This is a genomic window from Streptomyces sp. NPDC027185 (assembly GCF_055567035.1).
The window spans coordinates 153,368-168,839 of record NZ_JBVHRF010000008.1 but is presented as its reverse complement, the minus strand read 5'-3'; the positions used below and the strand labels follow the sequence as shown (position 1 = coordinate 168,839).

13 protein-coding genes are annotated in these 15,472 nt (G+C 73.9%); 4 read left to right on the top strand and 9 right to left on the bottom strand.

Features of this window, described 5'->3' with window-relative positions:
• Positions 1–123 precede the first annotated feature (123 nt).
• Positions 124–1,101, top strand: coding sequence for a LacI family DNA-binding transcriptional regulator (locus ACZ4M8_RS25020; RefSeq protein ID WP_467610897.1), 978 nt, complete (start codon positions 124–126; stop codon positions 1,099–1,101).
• A 44-nt stretch (positions 1,102–1,145) separates the two neighbouring features.
• On the opposite strand, the gene ACZ4M8_RS25015 is transcribed toward ACZ4M8_RS25020, so the two are convergent.
• From ACZ4M8_RS25015 to ACZ4M8_RS24980, 8 genes are all read right to left on the bottom strand, one after another.
• Positions 1,146–1,280, bottom strand: coding sequence for a hypothetical protein (locus ACZ4M8_RS25015; protein ID WP_467610895.1), 135 nt, complete (start codon positions 1,278–1,280; stop codon positions 1,146–1,148).
• A 30-nt stretch (positions 1,281–1,310) separates the two neighbouring features.
• A complete protein-coding gene (locus ACZ4M8_RS25010; protein ID WP_467610893.1) occupies positions 1,311–3,146 on the bottom strand; it encodes a carbamoyltransferase family protein in 1,836 nt (611 codons plus the stop codon).
• Between the two features lie 22 nt (positions 3,147–3,168).
• Positions 3,169–5,301 carry an iron-containing redox enzyme family protein gene (locus tag ACZ4M8_RS25005; RefSeq protein ID WP_467610891.1) on the bottom strand — a complete coding sequence of 711 codons (2,133 nt, stop codon included), beginning with the start codon at positions 5,299–5,301 and terminating at the stop codon, positions 3,169–3,171.
• Between the two features lie 191 nt (positions 5,302–5,492).
• Positions 5,493–6,524 (bottom strand): Inducer of phenazine A, encoded by a 1,032-nt coding sequence (locus tag ACZ4M8_RS25000; RefSeq protein ID WP_467610889.1) that lies wholly within the window; start codon positions 6,522–6,524, stop codon positions 5,493–5,495.
• Complete coding sequence (locus ACZ4M8_RS24995; RefSeq protein ID WP_467610887.1) at positions 6,521–7,294, bottom strand: AfsA-related hotdog domain-containing protein; 774 nt, start codon at positions 7,292–7,294, stop codon at positions 6,521–6,523. The genes ACZ4M8_RS25000 and ACZ4M8_RS24995 overlap by 4 nt, the downstream gene beginning before the upstream one ends.
• 28 nt (positions 7,295–7,322) lie before the next feature.
• The gene (locus ACZ4M8_RS24990) at positions 7,323–7,598 is read right to left on the bottom strand and encodes a phosphopantetheine-binding protein (protein WP_467610885.1); all 276 of its coding nucleotides are present in this window, start codon (positions 7,596–7,598) and stop codon (positions 7,323–7,325) included.
• On the bottom strand, positions 7,592–8,356 hold the full coding sequence (locus ACZ4M8_RS24985; RefSeq protein WP_467610883.1) for an SDR family NAD(P)-dependent oxidoreductase: 765 nt from the start codon (positions 8,354–8,356) through the stop codon (positions 7,592–7,594). Before ACZ4M8_RS24985 ends, ACZ4M8_RS24990 begins: the two co-directional genes overlap by 7 nt.
• On the bottom strand, positions 8,353–9,699 hold the full coding sequence (locus tag ACZ4M8_RS24980) for a class I adenylate-forming enzyme family protein (RefSeq protein WP_467610881.1): 1,347 nt from the start codon (positions 9,697–9,699) through the stop codon (positions 8,353–8,355). Before ACZ4M8_RS24980 ends, ACZ4M8_RS24985 begins: the two co-directional genes overlap by 4 nt.
• 774 nt (positions 9,700–10,473) lie before the next feature.
• Between ACZ4M8_RS24980 and ACZ4M8_RS24975 the strand changes: the two genes are divergently transcribed.
• Positions 10,474–11,223, top strand: a complete 750-nt coding sequence (locus tag ACZ4M8_RS24975) for a dienelactone hydrolase family protein (protein ID WP_467610879.1) — start codon at positions 10,474–10,476, stop codon at positions 11,221–11,223.
• A gap of 156 nt (positions 11,224–11,379) precedes the next feature.
• On the opposite strand, the gene ACZ4M8_RS24970 is transcribed toward ACZ4M8_RS24975, so the two are convergent.
• The gene (locus ACZ4M8_RS24970; protein ID WP_467610877.1) at positions 11,380–12,024 is read right to left on the bottom strand and encodes an ATP-binding protein; all 645 of its coding nucleotides are present in this window, start codon (positions 12,022–12,024) and stop codon (positions 11,380–11,382) included.
• 167 nt (positions 12,025–12,191) lie between these two features.
• Between ACZ4M8_RS24970 and ACZ4M8_RS24965 the strand changes: the two genes are divergently transcribed.
• Both ACZ4M8_RS24965 and ACZ4M8_RS24960 read left to right on the top strand, forming a co-directional pair.
• The gene (locus ACZ4M8_RS24965) at positions 12,192–13,559 is read left to right on the top strand and encodes an NCS2 family permease (protein WP_467610875.1); all 1,368 of its coding nucleotides are present in this window, start codon (positions 12,192–12,194) and stop codon (positions 13,557–13,559) included.
• Positions 13,560–13,599: 40 nt separating this feature from the next.
• Complete coding sequence (locus ACZ4M8_RS24960; protein WP_467610873.1) at positions 13,600–15,324, top strand: adenine deaminase C-terminal domain-containing protein; 1,725 nt, start codon at positions 13,600–13,602, stop codon at positions 15,322–15,324.
• Positions 15,325–15,472 lie beyond the last annotated feature (148 nt).

Genomic DNA, 15,472 nt, shown 5'->3' with positions numbered 1-15,472 from the left:
GCTCTCCCCTGTACCGTCCCCCGTCGGGGGAACCGGTTTCAGAGAGCGGTTGCACTAGCATCGGACGCCATACCGCGTGCCCGCGCGGCGGTCGGCCGGCGGGCGGTCAGGAGGAGGCGGCGGATGGCGACACTCGCGGACGTGGCGCGCGTGGCGGGGGTCTCCAAGGCCACCGCCTCGCGCGCGCTGACCCGCCCGGAGATGGTCACGGACGCCACCCGCGAGAAGGTCCGTGACGCCGCCGCCCGGCTCGGCTTCCAGCCCAACCGCAGCGCCCGCGCGCTGACCACCGGCCGTACCGGTCTGATCGGCCTGATCGTGCCGACGCTGGCCAACCCCTTCTTCTCCCCGCTGGTCCTGGGGGCGCAGCGGGCCGCCGAGGAGGCCGACGCCCACCTCCTCATCAGCGTCTCCGAGGCCGACGCCGACCGGGAGGCGGCGCTCGTCGCGCGCCTGGGCGAACAGGCCGACGGCGTCGTCATGGTGGCGCCCGTCGGCACCGACGCCGCACTGCGCGAGCACGCCGGACACCGGCCGCTGATCCTCGTCGACCGCCGGGTGGGCCGGCTGCCCGCCGTCGTCCTCGACGCCGAGGAGGGCGCGGCCCGCCTCGCCGACCACCTGCTGGAGCTGGGCCACCGCGACCTCGCATACGTCTCCGGGCCGCCCGGCTCCTGGTCGGACACCCACCGCCGGGCGGCGCTGGCCGAACGGACCGCGGCCGCCGGCGCCCGCCTGCACGTCCTGGGACCGCTGCCGCCCACCTTCGACGCGGGCATCACCGCCGCGGCCGGACTCCCCGGCGACGCCACGGCGGTGCTCGTCTACAACAGCTACCTCACCCTCGGTCTGCTGCACGGGCTGCGCGCCGCGGGCCGCCGCGTCCCGGAGGATCTGAGCGTGGCGGCCGGCGACGACCTCACCGCCTTCACCGCCACCGATCCGCCCGTCACCGCGCTGGCGCTCCCGGTGGCGGAGGCGGGCGCGACGGCCGTCCGCCGCCTTCTGGACCTGTGCGCCGGTACGGGCCCGCGCACCACCACCCGTCTGGCGCCCCGGCTGGAGGTCCGCGCGTCGACGGCGCCGCCGGGACGGCGCTGAGGCCCGCGCGGACACCTCCCGCACGGGCCCTCGGCGCGGTCGCCCTACGCCGGACGCGTCCAGTAGCTGGCGGCGCCCGGCCGCAGGCGGCGGGTGAGCGGGTCGCGCACGATCCTCAGCACCAGCCCGGCAGGCGTCACCAGCAGGGCGTAGGCGAGGAGAAGCAGCGGTTTGCGCATGGGGTGTGTTCCTTTCCGTGGGGTGTCCGGTCAGTCCAGCGGGATCGACTCGCGCCAGTCGTGCTCCTCCTCCCAGCGCGGCTGATCGTCCTTCTCCAGCACGAAGTTGCCGAGGACCAGTACGTCGATATGGGTGCGCATGAAGCAGGTGTAAGCCTCCTCGGGGGTGTTGACGATCGGTTCGCCGCGGACGTTGAACGAGGTGTTGATCAGCACCGGGCAGCCGGTCTCCTCCTTGAAGGCGGTCAGCAGCCGGTGGTAGGGGGCGTTGGCCTCCTCGGTCACCGTCTGGACGCGGGCCGAGCAGTCGACGTGGGTGACGGCCGGGATCGTGGAGCGGAGGGTTTTGAGCCGGTCGAGACCGGTCGCGTCGTCCGCCTCGGCCGCCAGGCGCTGCGGCTCGGCGATCTGGCCGACCACCAGCATGTACGGGCTCTCCTGGCGCAGCGCGAAGTAGTCCTTGGCGTCCTCGGCGAGGACCGAGGGGGCGAACGGCCGGAACGACTCCCGGAACTTGATCTTGAGGTTCATCGCGGACTGCATCCCGGGATCGCGCGGATCCCCGAGGATGGAACGGGCACCGAGCGCGCGCGGCCCGAACTCCGTCCGCCCCTGGAACCACCCGACGACCGCGCCCTCGGCGAGCCGCTTCGCCACCGCCCCGGCGACGGTGTCCGCCGTCAGCTCGGTGTGCGGTAGGCCCCGGGCGCGCAGGAACGCGCCGATCTCCGCGTCGCCGTGGCCCGGCCCGAGCAGCGAGCCGGACATCGCGTCCCGGCCGCTTCCCAGGTGCGGCCGGCCGGCGCCGCGGTCGACGGCGACGGACAGGGCCGCTCCGAGGGCGCCGCCGGCGTCGCCCGCGGCCGGCTGCACCCACACCTCGTCGAAGATCCCCTCCTCGATGATCTTGCCGTTGGCGACGCAGTTGAGGGCGACCCCGCCGGCCAGGCAGAGGTGGCGCTCGCCGGTCCGCTCCCGGGCCGAGCGGGCCAGTTTGACCATCACCTCCTCGGTGACCTCCTGCACCGACGCGGCCAGGTCGCACTCCCGCTCGGTCAGCGGGCTCTCCGGCAGCCGCCGGGGCCCGCCGAAGAGCTTCTCGAAGGCCCGCCCGGTCATCACCTGACCCCGCAGATACGCGAAGTAGGCCATGTTCAGCCGGAACGAGCCGTCGGGTTTGACGTCGATCAGTCGCTCCCGGATGAGCCCGGCGTAGCGGGGTGTGCCGTACGGCGCGAGCCCCATCAGCTTGTACTCGCCGGAGTCGACCTTGAAGCCGCAGAAGTAGGTGAACGCCGAGTACAGCAGCCCCAGTGAGTGCGGGAAGCGCAGCTCGGCCAGGGGCGTGAGCGTACTGTCTTGGCCGTGCCAGAGCGTGGTCGTCGCCCACTCGCCGACACCGTCGACGCAGAGCACCGCCGCCGACTCGTACGGTCCGGGCAGGAACGCCGACGCCGCGTGCGACTCGTGGTGGCGGCGGGTCACGATCTCCGGCACCGGGCCGCAGTCCAGCGCGGCGAGATTCTTCCGTACGGTGCTCCTGACGTCGCGTTTCCACGCCAGCCAGGACGGCAGCGTCTCCCGGAACGACGCGAAGCCGAGCGGTGCGGCGGCCAGGTGGGTCCCCAGGACCCGCCGGAACTTCAGCTCCGCGTCCTCGTAGTACGCCACCGCCGCGACGTCGCCCAGCTCCGCGCCGGCCTCGCGCAGGCAGTACTCCGCCGCCCGCGAGGGGAAGGCGGAGTCGTGCCGGCGGCGGCTGAACCGCTCCTCCTGCGCCGCCGCCACGATGTGCCCGCCGCGGACCAGCGCGGCGGCGCTGTCGTGGTAGAAGGCGGAGATTCCCAGGACCAGGTCGTTGTTCATGAGCGTGCTCCTTCGCGCGTCGTCACGCCGTGGGGGAACCGTGCGGGCGGCGACCGCGGGGCATCCGCCGCACGCGCCGCGCCCGCAGGCCACCGGGGGTCTGGAGGGAGAGGTAGCCGATCCGGACGCGTTCCCAGGCCCGGCCCCTGGCGTCCTCGCGGTCGCCGTCCGGGAGGGTGGCCAGATAGGTGTCGATGGCGTCCGCCGCCCAGGCGGAGTGCCCGGTGGCGACGTTGTCGATGGTGTTGTGGATGTCGACGAAGCGGGTGGAGAAGCCGTGCGCGCGCAGCGCGAGCCGGCCCCTGCGGTACGAGCCGCCCACCCCGGACAGCTCCATGGCGAGGTTCAGCCCCAGCACCTCCGGCAGGAACGTGCGGGGGAAGCGCCCGATGCACAGCCAGTGCACGGGCAGCGCGAACGACTCGTCCCGGAAGCCCGGCCACCGCGCGAACTCCGCCGAGCCGGTGGGCGGCAGCTCCACGCCCATCTCCGCCAGGACCTCGCGGTAGATCAGCGGATGGTTCAGCTCCGTCTCGCCGTTGCCCAGCTCGTCCCAGTAGGTGGAGAAGAGGAAGTGGCCGATGTCGGACGTGGCCTCGGCGTAATCGGTGAAACCGCGGATCCAGCTGCCGTCGATCAAGGTCAGCGGCGCCAGCTGGACGGTCGAGTCGATGAGCTGCTCCCGCGTCGGCAGCGGGGTACGGGCGGTCTCCTCGAACTCCGCGCCGTGCCGGTCGTGCTGGTCCAGCAGCCAGGGCCGCAGGCCCCGGGCGTCCCACCGGTCGGGCAGCGGCAGTGCGCCGCGCCGGGCGCCCCGCCGCGTGGCGGCCAGCCAGCGGCGGGTGTGCTCCAGCGCGTAGGCCCGCAGCGCCGGGGTGTCGTCGCGCCGCTGCAGCAGGTGGTACGCCTCCCGTGGACCGGCCGGTGTCCGGCCCGTCTCCTCCGGGACCGCGGAGAGGGCCGGGAGCCGCGGGAAGGCGTCGGTGAGCGGCGGGCCGGACCGTACCGGCGGCGCCGGGGACTCCGGGGCGGGCGCGGTGCTCAGGGAGGCGATCCAGCGGCGGATGACGGCGATGTCGTCCGGGGAGAAGACCCGGAACATCGGGCCGCTCTCCCCGATCAGGGCGTTCACCAGGGGGCTGCGGTCCGGGGCGCCCGGCCGGATCAGCCGGCTCGCCGCCAGTGCGGCCAGCAGCGGCCCGGGGTCGGTGACGGACTCGGCCAGCCACTGCGCGAGCGGCCGTCCCCCGAGCGGGAAGTCGTGGTGGTAGACCGCGCCCTCCCGGGCCCGCTGCCGCAGCAGCTCCCGCATGTCGTGCGCCGGGTCCAGCGAGGCGAGCAGTTCGTCGTGGAGGGCCGCGCTCCACCGCTCCAGCGCCCAGCGGGCCCAGTCGCGGCCCCGGGCGAACGCGGCGGCGTCCTCGGCCCGTTCGGGCACCGCGTCCTGCGCCGCCGCGTCCCCGGGGTCGAGACGGCGCCAGTCCGTCGCGCCGGGCAGCGCGTCCCGCACGAAGCCGAGGGCCGGGAGCAGGCCCACGGCCCGCAGCCACGCGTCGGCGCCGGCGATCTCGTGACGGAACGCGTCGGGGAACCGGCTCATCGTCAGCAGCACCGCAGGGAGCCGGAAACACCCCTCCGCGATGCGCCGGTCGAAGGGCAGCCGGGACACCGGGACGGCCTGCTCCGACAGGCGCAGCCGGCGCAGCAGTTCCAGCGCGGCGCTGCCCCGGGAGGCCCGCGGGCTCCCGGCGCCCACGTCCCCCGCGTACCGGGCGAGCAGCCGCAGGGTGCCGGGGTCGTCGGCGTTGCCCGGATCGCTCAGCCACTGCAGCCATGCCCCGGAGACCAGCGCCAGCGGGGCGCTGCCCAGGGCCGCCTTGCGGATCAGGACCTCGCGCGCCGCCGGGTCCGCCCGGTCGTACAGCGCGCGGAACCGCGCGGCCTCCCGGGTGGACCAGGCGGCGGCGCCGTCCGGCCCCGGACCGTCCGGCGGTTCGAGGTGCCCGGTCGCCGGCGGGGCCTGTGCCAGCTCGGCGCGGAGCTGTGCCGGGTGGAGCCGGCCGTGCGGGAAGAGCCCCTCCGGGTCGGTCGCGGACAGGTAGAGCGACCGGCTCGTCCCCTCGGGGCCCTCGTGCGGGCCGGGGCGGCTTCGCACCTGATGCCTCCTTCACTTGCCGGGCGCCGGACGGTGACCGCGGTGCGGCCCCGCCGGCGGGGGAACACGGTCAGAACATCGGGTAGATGGACGCGTCCTGCTCGGCACGGCGCTTACGCCGGAACACGCGGTCGCGCAGCCATCGGAAGAACGCCATGGGGTGCCTCTCTGCTGTCGGGAAGGTGCGGGGCTCAGCGCAGGCCGAGACTGTCGGCCAGCAGCCGGGCGACGGTGTCGTAGCCGTGGTCGGTGCAGTGCGCCCGGTCGACGTAGAGCCAGTCCTCGGGCGTGGTGGCCTCGGCGAGGACGGGGTTGAGGTCGAGGAACGGCACGTCCTGCTTCTCGCAGGCCACCCGCAGCGCCTCGGCGTACGCCCGGCCGGTCTCCGGGGTGACGATGTCGCCGAAGAGGTCCTCGAAGACGCCGAGCCGGGACATCTTGTCCAACTCCTTGAACAGGACGGTCTCCTGCGGCGCCGCCTCCTGCCGCACCCACGTCGCCAGGGGCTGGAGCACGTACGACAGCCGGGCGCCGGTGACGGAGGCGAGCTTGCGCCAGGTCTCCAGGTGACGGGCGGTCAGCTCGGTGGCGCGGGAGACGAGTTCCGGGGTGGCGGGAACCGGCGCGTCGTCCGGCGGGGCGGCGGACCGGCGCTGCGCCCGGCGGCCGAACCCCGGCTTCGTCTTCCGGTGCCGCGCCTGCAACTCCGCCATCTGCGCGTAGTAGTCGCCGCAGAAGAAGAACGCGCCGTGCTCACCCTGCTGGTGCTCCGGCAGCCGCGCGAGCGCCAGGTTGTTGAAGCCGGAGAGGATCACGATCTCCTCGACCGGCGGCAGCAGATGCTGGTGCAGCACGAAGAGCAGCAACTCCTGCGCGGAACTGTAGCTGCGCCCGCCGAAGTTGAGCCACGGCGTCGACGGCGCGTACCGGCTCCACAGCCGCGAGGAGAGGGTCGCCGCGTCCGTGGTGGCGCCGATGCCGAACGCGGTGGAGCTGCCGACGAGCAGCTTCACCGGGCCCGGCGGCCGCTCCCCGGCGACCGACGCCGCCGCGCCCGCGCCGTGTCCGATACGGAACCCCAACCGGTCGGTGTTGAGCACCTCCGAGCGGTAGCCGGCACGGTGGTAGTACATGAGATACGGCAGGTACCGGGCCTCACCGCGGTCGTCGAAGTCGTCGTACTGCTCCATCTGCGGGGTGAGTGCGTAGCGTTTCAGGGTCATACGGGTATTCCTCCCGGGTGCGGGTCCGCCGCGGGCGCGGGCTGCGCCGCCCGCAGTGGCGCGAGGGTGTCGTGCAGGGCCTGCCGGGCCGCCAGCGCCTCCTGCTTCTTCGCGACGGTCTGCGGCAGGACGCCGATCTCCGCGGCGATCTCCGTGGTGAGCCGCCCGTTCTGGTGAAAGGCGACGGTGAAGCCGAACCGCTCGGCCAGGGCCGTCTCGTGCGAGGTCAGGCGGAACTCGACGGTGGCCGGCAGCGGGAACACATAGCGGTGGTAGGCCGCGCTCACGCTCGTGACCTCGCTGATCACGCAGGTGGCGCGCTCCTCGGCGGAGAGCAGGAACTGTTCGGTGACGGTCACCCACGTCTGCCGGGCGGCCTCCAGCAGCGTGATCGCCGAGATGTGCTGGCTGCTGAGGCGGTCCTGGAGCAGATCCACCCGCTCGTCGAGCAGCAGCGGCGCCGTGAACCGGCCCGGGGCCGTGCGCACCAGCTGTCCGACGAGCGCGGTCGGCGGATGGCCGGGCCGGACGGTGCGGTGCTCGGCGGGGGCGGGGACGCCGTCGTGGCACACCACCGCGCCGGTGGCGGCGTACTTCCCGATCGCGGCGCGCTGTTCGGGGGACAGGCCCTGCCCCAGGGCGAGACGGAGCGGGGTGCCCGCCTCGCCGGAGCGGAGCCGCTCCAGGAGCTGCGAGGCGGTCACCGTGCCGCGGTTGGCGGCGAACTGCGGGAAGCGGTCGCCCACGACGACCAGGACGTTCTCCGGCATGGCCGGCTCCCTCCTTTCGGTCTCGGGTTCAGCCGGCCGCGGACGCGTGGAGCGTCTGCCGGTAGGCGTCGACGAGGTCGTCGACGGTGCGGATGTCGGAGACGACGTAGCGCTCCTCGAAGGGGGAGGCGCCGACGGCCGCCTCCAGCTGGATGATCAGCCGGGCCAGCAGCAGCGAGGTGAAGCCGATGTCGCCGATGCGTTCGGCGCCGGTGAAGGCCATCGGGTCGAACTCCGCCTCCTTGAGGAGTTCGTTGAGCGTGTCGTGCACCACCGCGGTGATGTCGTCACGGGATGTCAGCATGTGAGTCCTCCGTCGACTACGAGGGTCTGTCCGGTGATGAAGGACGCCCGGGGGGAGAGGAGATAGCCCACGGCGTCGGCGATCTCCTCGATGTCCGCCAGCCGCCCCAGCGGGGTGCGGCGCCGGATACGGTCGCGGTGTTCGTCGGTGACGTCCCGGGTCAGCTCGCTGTCGAAGAACCCGGGGACGACCGAGTTGACCCGGATGCCGAGCGGTCCCAGCTCCCGCGCCAGCGCGCGGACCGTGCCGTCGAGACCGCTCTTGGCGGCGGTGTAGACGGCCACCCCGCGGTAGCCGCGTACCGCGTTGACCGACGAGACGTTGAGGATCTGTCCGCCCTGCCCGCGGGCCATGACCTTGGCGCACGCCTGCGTCAGGACCAGGGGACCGGTGAGGTTGACGGTGAGGGACTCCTCGACGCGGCGGGGCGAGGCGGTCAGGAAGAGTTCCTGACGGTCCAGTGCGGCGGCGTTGTTGAGCAGTGCGTCGATCCGCCCGAACCGTTCGGCGGCCGCCGCGGTGAAGGCCCGCAGCTGTGCGGGATCGGCGAGGTCGGCGGCGTCCCACCAGAAGGTGTCCGGCCACTTCTGCCGCGCCTCGTCGGTGAACGCGCTCGCGCCGCGGCTGAAGGCGGCGACCCGCCAGCCGTCCGCCAGCAGCCGTTCGGCCACGGTCCGGCCCAGCCCGCGGCTCCCGCCGCTGATCACGGCCACCGGCCCGGCGCCGGGTGCGCCGTCCCGCGCCGGTCCGCCCGTCACGACCGGCCCGCCCGGATCTTCTTGTACCGGTCCGAGTGCTGCTCGGCGTCCGAGACCGTCAGCAGGGCGGGCACCTTGTACGCCTCCAGCCGGGTGCGGCAGTGGCGGCGGGCCCGGTTGACGAGGTCCGTGGCGTCCGCCGCCGCGGAGGGCAGCAGCGTCGCCCGGACCACCATGCCGGTCACCGGGCTGGGGTGGCCGCTGACGGTGGCCTCGGCGACGCCGGGCACCTCCAGCAGTACGCTCTCCACCTCACTGGGATAAACCTTCTCGCCGCCGACGTTGATGATTTCCGAACGGCGACCGAGAACTCTTATCCATTCTCCTTCGCGCACCACCACGTCCTGGGTGTTGAAAAATCCCTCGGAGTCGAAAGGTGCCGGGGCGTTGAGATAGCCGAGCATGGCCATCTCCGAACGTATCCACAACACGTCGTCGATGATTTTATGGGCGAATCCGGCGCTGCCGAGTTTCATCCACAGCTCACCGTTCCCGCGCGATTTCGTCGGCAGGATGCCCAGTTCGGAAAGGCCGTAGGTCTGTTTCAGGCGGGTCTGCGGAAAAGCGCGGCAGAGCCATTCCAGGGTGCGCTGGGGCATCGGTTCGGTGCCGTAGGTGATCAGCTCCAGGCCGGAGACGTCGTGGCGTTCGGCGGCGCCGGAGATCAGCACCATGTTCAAGAACGTCGGAGTGGTGGGGAGCACCTGGACGCGGTGCGCGGCGACCGTCGCCAGCACCGCGTCCGGGGTGCGCTCGGTGACGGTGACGACGGTGCCGCCGGTGCTCAGCGTGTGCAGGACGGTGTTGACCCCGCCGATGTGATCCATGCTCAGGAACGACAGGATGCGGCGCCCGGTCCCGCCCGCGGCGTACCGGGCCAGCATCTTCTCCAGATCCAGCAGCGACGCCTTGCTGCGCCCGGTGGTGCCCGAGCTGAACAGTACGAGACCGGGGCGGCGCGCCCGGCGCAGGCGGGTGTAGAGGGGGTGGCCGGCGGTGTGGCCGGTGCGTTCGGTGTGTACGCCGCCGTCCGCGCCGACGGTGATCGTCACCTCCGCCCCGGCCACGTCGAGGTACTCCGCGCGCTTGGCGGCGGGCGGGTCGTTCAGCGGCACGGTGATCGCGCCGCGTTCGGCGAGGGCGAGCAGGCCCGCGACGGTGCGCGGGGTGCACGGGCCCTCCAGGGTCACGACCGCTCCCGCGGAAATTCCGTGGGAGTCGAGATGGGAGCGCCATTCGGTGACGTGTGCGGAAAGTTCCCGGTAACTACAGGTCCGGTCTGCGGAAATCATGGCGATGGAGTCGCCGAAGCGCTCCATCTCGGCGGGCAGGGAAAAGGGCATACCGCTCTCCGGAATCAGGGAGGAGGGGGCGGCCCCCGAGGCGGACTCGAAGGGGCCCGGGGAGGGCGCAGGGGGGTTCTTCCGAGGGCCGGAAGCGCTCGCGCCGTACGGTCTGCTCATAACAGGAATGACACGCGGCGATCTTTCCCCGGGGCTCCGTTCCGGAAAACCGGACGGAGTGGATCACCTGTCACTCCCGCCTTTTCCGGTCACGGCCGGACGTGACCGGTGCGGTGATATTCCCGCCCGGCCGCAAAACGGGCGGAAGTCCGTCGCCGGTAGGCGGGGAAGGAGCGGGCGGGCCAGGTCAGCGGCCGTGCGCCGGGGCGGGGGAGACGGCCGGCCGTGGCGGTCCGGGAGGCGGCTCCGGGCGGTGGCCGACGGGCCGGGGTGTGTCCGGAAATCGCGTCATCCGAAGTCGTAGCAGGGGGCCGGGGCCGTCGGCGGGCGGCCCGGAGCCGGGCTGCGCGGTACGGCGCCGGGCCCCCACCGGGCGGTCCGGATCCGCGGCGGTACGCGTCCGCGCCCGCCGGCCCCCGACCACCCGGGGGCGGCGCGTCGCCCGGCCCGTACCCTCATGGCGGATCATGACCGGCGACCGGGCCGGACCGGACGCCCCGCTCCCGTGGCGGGGCCCGTTCCGCCCGCCTCGCCGCGGTTCCCGTCGCTCCATCCGGAAAATCACCGCCCGGTCCCGCGCCGGGGTGATCTTCTGGAGACTCCACCCGGACCGGGGCTGCGCACCGGCGGCGCAGCCCGAGGAAGGAACATCCCATGCCCCACAAGCAGGTGCAGATCCCCACTCCGGACGGCACCGCCGACGCCTTCGCCGCCTTCCCCGACGGCGGCGGGCGCCACCCCGCGGTGCTGCTCCACCCCGATGCCTTCGGCGTCCGGCCCGTCCTGCGCGAGATGGCGCGGGAACTGGCCGGCCACGGCTACTACGTCCTCGTCCCCAACTTCTACTACCGCACCCGCCCGGCGCCGGTGTTCGAGCTTCCCGACCACATCGACGAGGCGTCCCGGCCCGCGCTCTTCGGCCGGATCATGCCGCTGATCGAGGCGTACACCACCGACCACGCGCTGCGCGACGCCGATGCCTACCTGCGGTTCCTCGCCGAACAGCCCGAGGTCGCCGCCGGGCCCGTCGCCGCGATCGGCTACTGCTTCGGCGCCATCCTGGCGATGCGCACCGCGACGGCCCACCCCGACCGGGTCGCCGCCGTCGCCGGATTCCACCCCGGCCCCCTGGTCACCGACGAGCCCGACAGCCCGCACCGCCTGATGCCCGAACTGACCGCGCGGGTCCACATCGGTCTCGCCGAGGGCGACCTCTCCCCGGAGGGCATCGAGGAGCTGAACCGCGCGCTGGACGCCGCGGGCGTCAGCCACACCACCGAGATCTACCCGGACACCCTCCACGGCTTCACCATGTCCGACACCGCCGCCTTCGACCCCGCGGCCTACCAGCGCCACTGGGACCGCCTGCTGCCGCTCCTCGACGGCGCGCTGCACAAGGACTGACGGAGAGACGTACGCCGCGGCGCCCGCGAGGGGCGGCCCGGCGCCCCGCACGTCCCGCCGGGGACCGAGGGGCGCCCGGGGCCGTTCCCGTGCGGGCGCCGCGGCCGTCTCTTCCGTGGCCGGCGGCTCGCCGTGGGCGCCTCCCGTCTGCCGTGATCAGCGCACCGTACGGTCCCCGTGGCCGCGCCGGTCGTCGAGGCGGAGCGTCAGCTGCGGCCAGTGGGCGGACCACCGGGCCACCTCCGCCGCGGTCGGCGACCACCGCGGCCCCAGGGCCGCGTCCGGCAGGAAGTGGACCCGGGTCCCGGTCGTGCCGTCCGCCGCGACGGGCTCCAGGCCGGTCACGGGGACGCCGTACGCGTAGCGCTGCCGCCAGGCACCGTCCGCGCGGCGGTTGGTGTGCGTGAGCCACGGGCTCAGCGCCGCGACGACGGACATGCCCCGGCGCGGCTTCCCGTCCGGCAGGCGTTCGGGCGCGGGGGCGCGGAAGAAGCGGAGGTCCTCCGTGGACATGACCGGCTTCCGAACGGCCCGCCCCTCCTCGTCGAACCGGGTGTCGGTGCCCCGCCCGTCGTCCGTCACCGCGACGGAACCGTCCGGGTGGAGGGTGACCACGCACCGCCCGCCGCCCCGGTCCGCCGCCTCGTCGCCGGCGTGGGCGAGCACTTCGAGGACGAGGTGGACCGGCCCGCCCGGAGCGAACCCGGCGGGGTTCCGGCGGATGAGTGCGAGGTGGGCCTCGTCCACGGTGGCGGCCCAGTCGTGGGTGGTGTGGGTCCAGGATTCTCTCGGTTCGGCCATCGGCCAAGTATGCGGCGGCGGCGCGGGCCGTGGCCCCGCCCGGCCTTCCCCCGCGCCGCCACCCGTGGCATGCTGTCTGCAACCGGTCTCTGCAACCGGTTTCACGGCACTCGGCAGCGGCCGGGGAGAGACTTCCCGGAGCTGCCCCGTCCTCCTCCGAGGTGTTCATGCCCCCTACCGACGCACGCGGCGCCGGGCCCACGGCCACGTCCGGGCCCGAGGCGCCCGTCTCCCGCCTGGAACGGCTCTTCCGGCTGCGGGAGCGCGGCAGCACACCGCGGACGGAGGCGCTGGCCGGACTGTCGATGTTCGTGGCGGCCGCCTACGCGGCGGTCGTCGTGCCCAGTCAGCTCGCCAAGGCCGGAATCCCGCACGGGGCTGCCACCACCGCCGTCCTGATCGCGATCGTCCTGGCGACACTGGCGATGGGCCTCGTCGCCAACCTCCCCTTCGTCGTCGCCCCGGGGCTCGGCGGCGTCGCCCTGCTCGCCGTCACCATCGTCGGCCAGGACAAGGTCCCCTGGGACGCCGCCCTCGGCATGGTCCTCTGGTCCGGCGTCGCCTTCCTGCTGCTGACCGCGCTCGGCATCCGCGACCTCATCACCCGCATGATGCCGCTGAACCTCAAGTACGCCATCAGCGGCGGCCTCGGCCTCTACATCGCGCTGATCGGCTTCCGCGACAGCGGGCTGGTCAAGGCCCGCCCGGACAGCGCCGCGCTCACCGTCGGCGATCTCGCCGCCCCCGCCGGACTGCTGGCGCTCGCCGGACTCGTCCTGCTCACCGCCCTCGCCACCCGCAAGGTCCCCGGCGCGTTCCTGATCACCATGGCCGCGGTCACCCTCGCCGGCATCCCGCTCGGCGTGACCCACCTGCCCGACCACCTCTTCGCCCTGCCGTCGAGCCCCGGCCCCGCCGTCTTCCACATCGACGTGTTCGGCGCCCTCAAGCCCGAGTACTTCCCGTACATCTTCGCCTTCTTCGTCTCCGAGTTCTTCTCGATGACCGGCACCCTGCTCGCCGTCGCGGGCCGCGCCGGGCTCACCGACGCGGACGGCAACCTCCCCGGCGTCCGCACACCCTTCTACGTCGACTCCGGCGCCGTCATCGGCGGCGCGGCCCTCGGCGCGCCCAGCATGACCGCCTACCTGGAGTCCTCGGCGGGCGCCGACAGCGGCGCCCGGACCGGTCTCGCCTCCGTCTGGGCGGCGCTCGGCTTCGCCGCGCTGCTGCTGGTCACCCCGTTCGCCACGCTCATCCCGTCGGCGGCCACCGCACCGGTGCTGATGTACGTCGGACTGACCATGCTCGGCGCCCTGCGCAAGATCGACTTCACCGATCCGACCGACGCCGTCCCCGCCGCCCTCACCGTCGCGACCACGCTCTTCTTCGGCAACTTCGGCACCGGCATCGCCGTCGGCCTGACCTCCCACGTGCTGGTCAAGGCCGTCGCCGGACGCTTCCGCGAGATCCCGTGGGGCCTGTGGGTCGTCCTGGTCCCGCTCGGCTACTACTTCTTCACCCTCGCCACCTGACACCCGCGGCCCACCCCGCACCGTACGAGGAGATACGCCCATGCCCTCCCCCCGCCCGCACGACCTGAGGATCAGCGGCGGCCAGGTGGTGTCCAGCTTCACCGGCGAACGGTTCGCCGCCGACGTCCTGGTCCGCTCCGACCTGATCAGCGGCGTCCTGCCGCCCGGTACCCCCGCCGACGCCCGCGAGCACCTCGACGCCACCGGTCTGCTGATCGCGCCCGGTTTCGTCGACGCGCACATGCACATCGAGAGCTCGTTCCTCACCCCGCAGACCTTCGCCGCCCTCACCCTGGCCCGCGGCACCACCACCGTCCTCGCCGACCCCCACGAGATCGTCAACGTCGCCGGCGCCGCCGCCATGCGCTGGATGATCGACGCGGGCGCCACCACCGCCCAGACCCAGCTGTGGGGCGTCCCCTCCTGCGTCCCCGCCCTGGAGGGGCTGGAGCACGCCGGGGCCAGCCTGAGCGCCGACGACATCGACACGATGCTCGGCTGGCCCGGCGTCATCGCCCTCGGCGAGGTCATGGACTACCGCGCCGTCGTCGGCGGTGACCCGCGGATGCGCGACGTGGTCGGCGCCGCCCGCCGCCGCGGCATGATCCTCGACGGCCACTGCCCCAACCTCAGCGGCGCCGACCTCAGCGCCTACCTCGCCACCGGCGTCGACTCCGACCACACCAAGAACCGCACCGAGGTCGTCCTGGAGAAGGCCCGCCTGGGCATGCTGATGATGCTCCAGGAGAAATGCCTGCTCCCCGAGGTCGCCCAGGCGCTCCTCGCCCTCCCGCAGCTCCCGCCGTTCTGCCTGGTCACCGACGACCTCGCGGCCGACCACATCCTGGCCCACGGCCACCTCGACCACATCGCCCGCGTCGCCGTCCGCGCCGGCTTCCCCGCCGAGGCGGTCCTGCGCGCCCTGACCTGGAACCCGGCCCAGCGCCTGCGCCTGTACGACCGCGGCGTGGTCGCCCCGGGCAAACGCGCCGACCTCGTCCTCCTCCGCGGCGACCTGGCCGCCTTCGACCCGGCGCTCGTCCTCGCCGGCGGCCGCGTCGTGGCCCGCGACGCCGTCGCCGTACCGGAGACGGCCGCCCCCGCCCCTTCCTCCGGCGCATCCGGCGCCCTCACCGGCACCGTCCACGTCGAACCGCAGGACGCCGACGGCTTCCGCTGGCACACCGACCTCCCCGACGGCACCCACCGCTTCCGCGCCCTGCGCCTCAACCCCCGCGACACCTACACCGAGGAGGACGCGCTCGACCTGCCGGTCCGCGACGGCGAGGTGCAGTGGGAGGGCCGCGCCACCGTCATCCGGGTCCGCAACCGCTACGGGCGCGACGGACGCGTCTTCGCCCCGCTGCTGGGCCGCACCCTCACCGACGGCGCGCTCGCCACCACGTACGCCCACGACAGCCACAACCTCGTCACCATCGGCACCTCCCGCGCCGCGATGGCCGCCGCCGCGCGGGACGTCGTCGCCACCGGCGGCGGGGTGGCCGTCGCCCACGGCGACCGGGTGGTGGCGAGCCTGCCGCTGCCGGTCGGCGGCGTGATGTCGCCCGCACCCGCCGAGGAGACGGTCCGCCGCTCCCGGGCGGTCCGCGACGCCCTCGACGCATGGGGCTGGGACCACCTCAACCCCTTCATGAGCGTCTCCACCCTCACCCTCGCCGTCTCCCCGAGCCTGAAGATCACCGACCGGTCGCTGGTGGACGTGGTCCGCCGCGCCCCCGTCGGCCCGCTCGCCGACGGCGCCTGACGGCCACCGCGCACCCGGGCGCCGTTGGGGCGACCACACGGCGAGCCCGCTTGCCGGACCGGCCCGCGCGCGGTGCGCTGAGGCGGATACCGGCGCGCCCGGCCCCCACGCAGGGCCGGCGCGCCCGGTGCCGCCCACCCCCACGAGC

Bases quoted from the DNA above. Each gene is read 5' to 3' on its own strand.
- ACZ4M8_RS25000 (WP_467610889.1), bottom strand. From the start codon at position 6,524: ATGACCCTGAAACGCTACGCACTCACCCCGCAGATGGAGCAGTACGAC.
- ACZ4M8_RS24965 (WP_467610875.1), top strand. From the start codon at position 12,192: ATGCCCCCTACCGACGCACGCGGCGCCGGGCCCACGGCCACGTCCGGG.
- ACZ4M8_RS24970 (WP_467610877.1), bottom strand. From the start codon at position 12,024: ATGGCCGAACCGAGAGAATCCTGGACCCACACCACCCACGACTGGGCC.
- ACZ4M8_RS24980 (WP_467610881.1), bottom strand. From the start codon at position 9,699: ATGCCCTTTTCCCTGCCCGCCGAGATGGAGCGCTTCGGCGACTCCATC.
- ACZ4M8_RS24995 (WP_467610887.1), bottom strand. From the start codon at position 7,294: ATGCCGGAGAACGTCCTGGTCGTCGTGGGCGACCGCTTCCCGCAGTTC.
- ACZ4M8_RS25010 (WP_467610893.1), bottom strand. From the start codon at position 3,146: ATGAACAACGACCTGGTCCTGGGAATCTCCGCCTTCTACCACGACAGC.
- ACZ4M8_RS25015 (WP_467610895.1), bottom strand. From the start codon at position 1,280: ATGCGCAAACCGCTGCTTCTCCTCGCCTACGCCCTGCTGGTGACGCCT.
- ACZ4M8_RS25020 (WP_467610897.1), top strand. From the start codon at position 124: ATGGCGACACTCGCGGACGTGGCGCGCGTGGCGGGGGTCTCCAAGGCC.
- ACZ4M8_RS24990 (WP_467610885.1), bottom strand. From the start codon at position 7,598: ATGCTGACATCCCGTGACGACATCACCGCGGTGGTGCACGACACGCTC.
- ACZ4M8_RS24960 (WP_467610873.1), top strand. From the start codon at position 13,600: ATGCCCTCCCCCCGCCCGCACGACCTGAGGATCAGCGGCGGCCAGGTG.
- ACZ4M8_RS24975 (WP_467610879.1), top strand. From the start codon at position 10,474: ATGCCCCACAAGCAGGTGCAGATCCCCACTCCGGACGGCACCGCCGAC.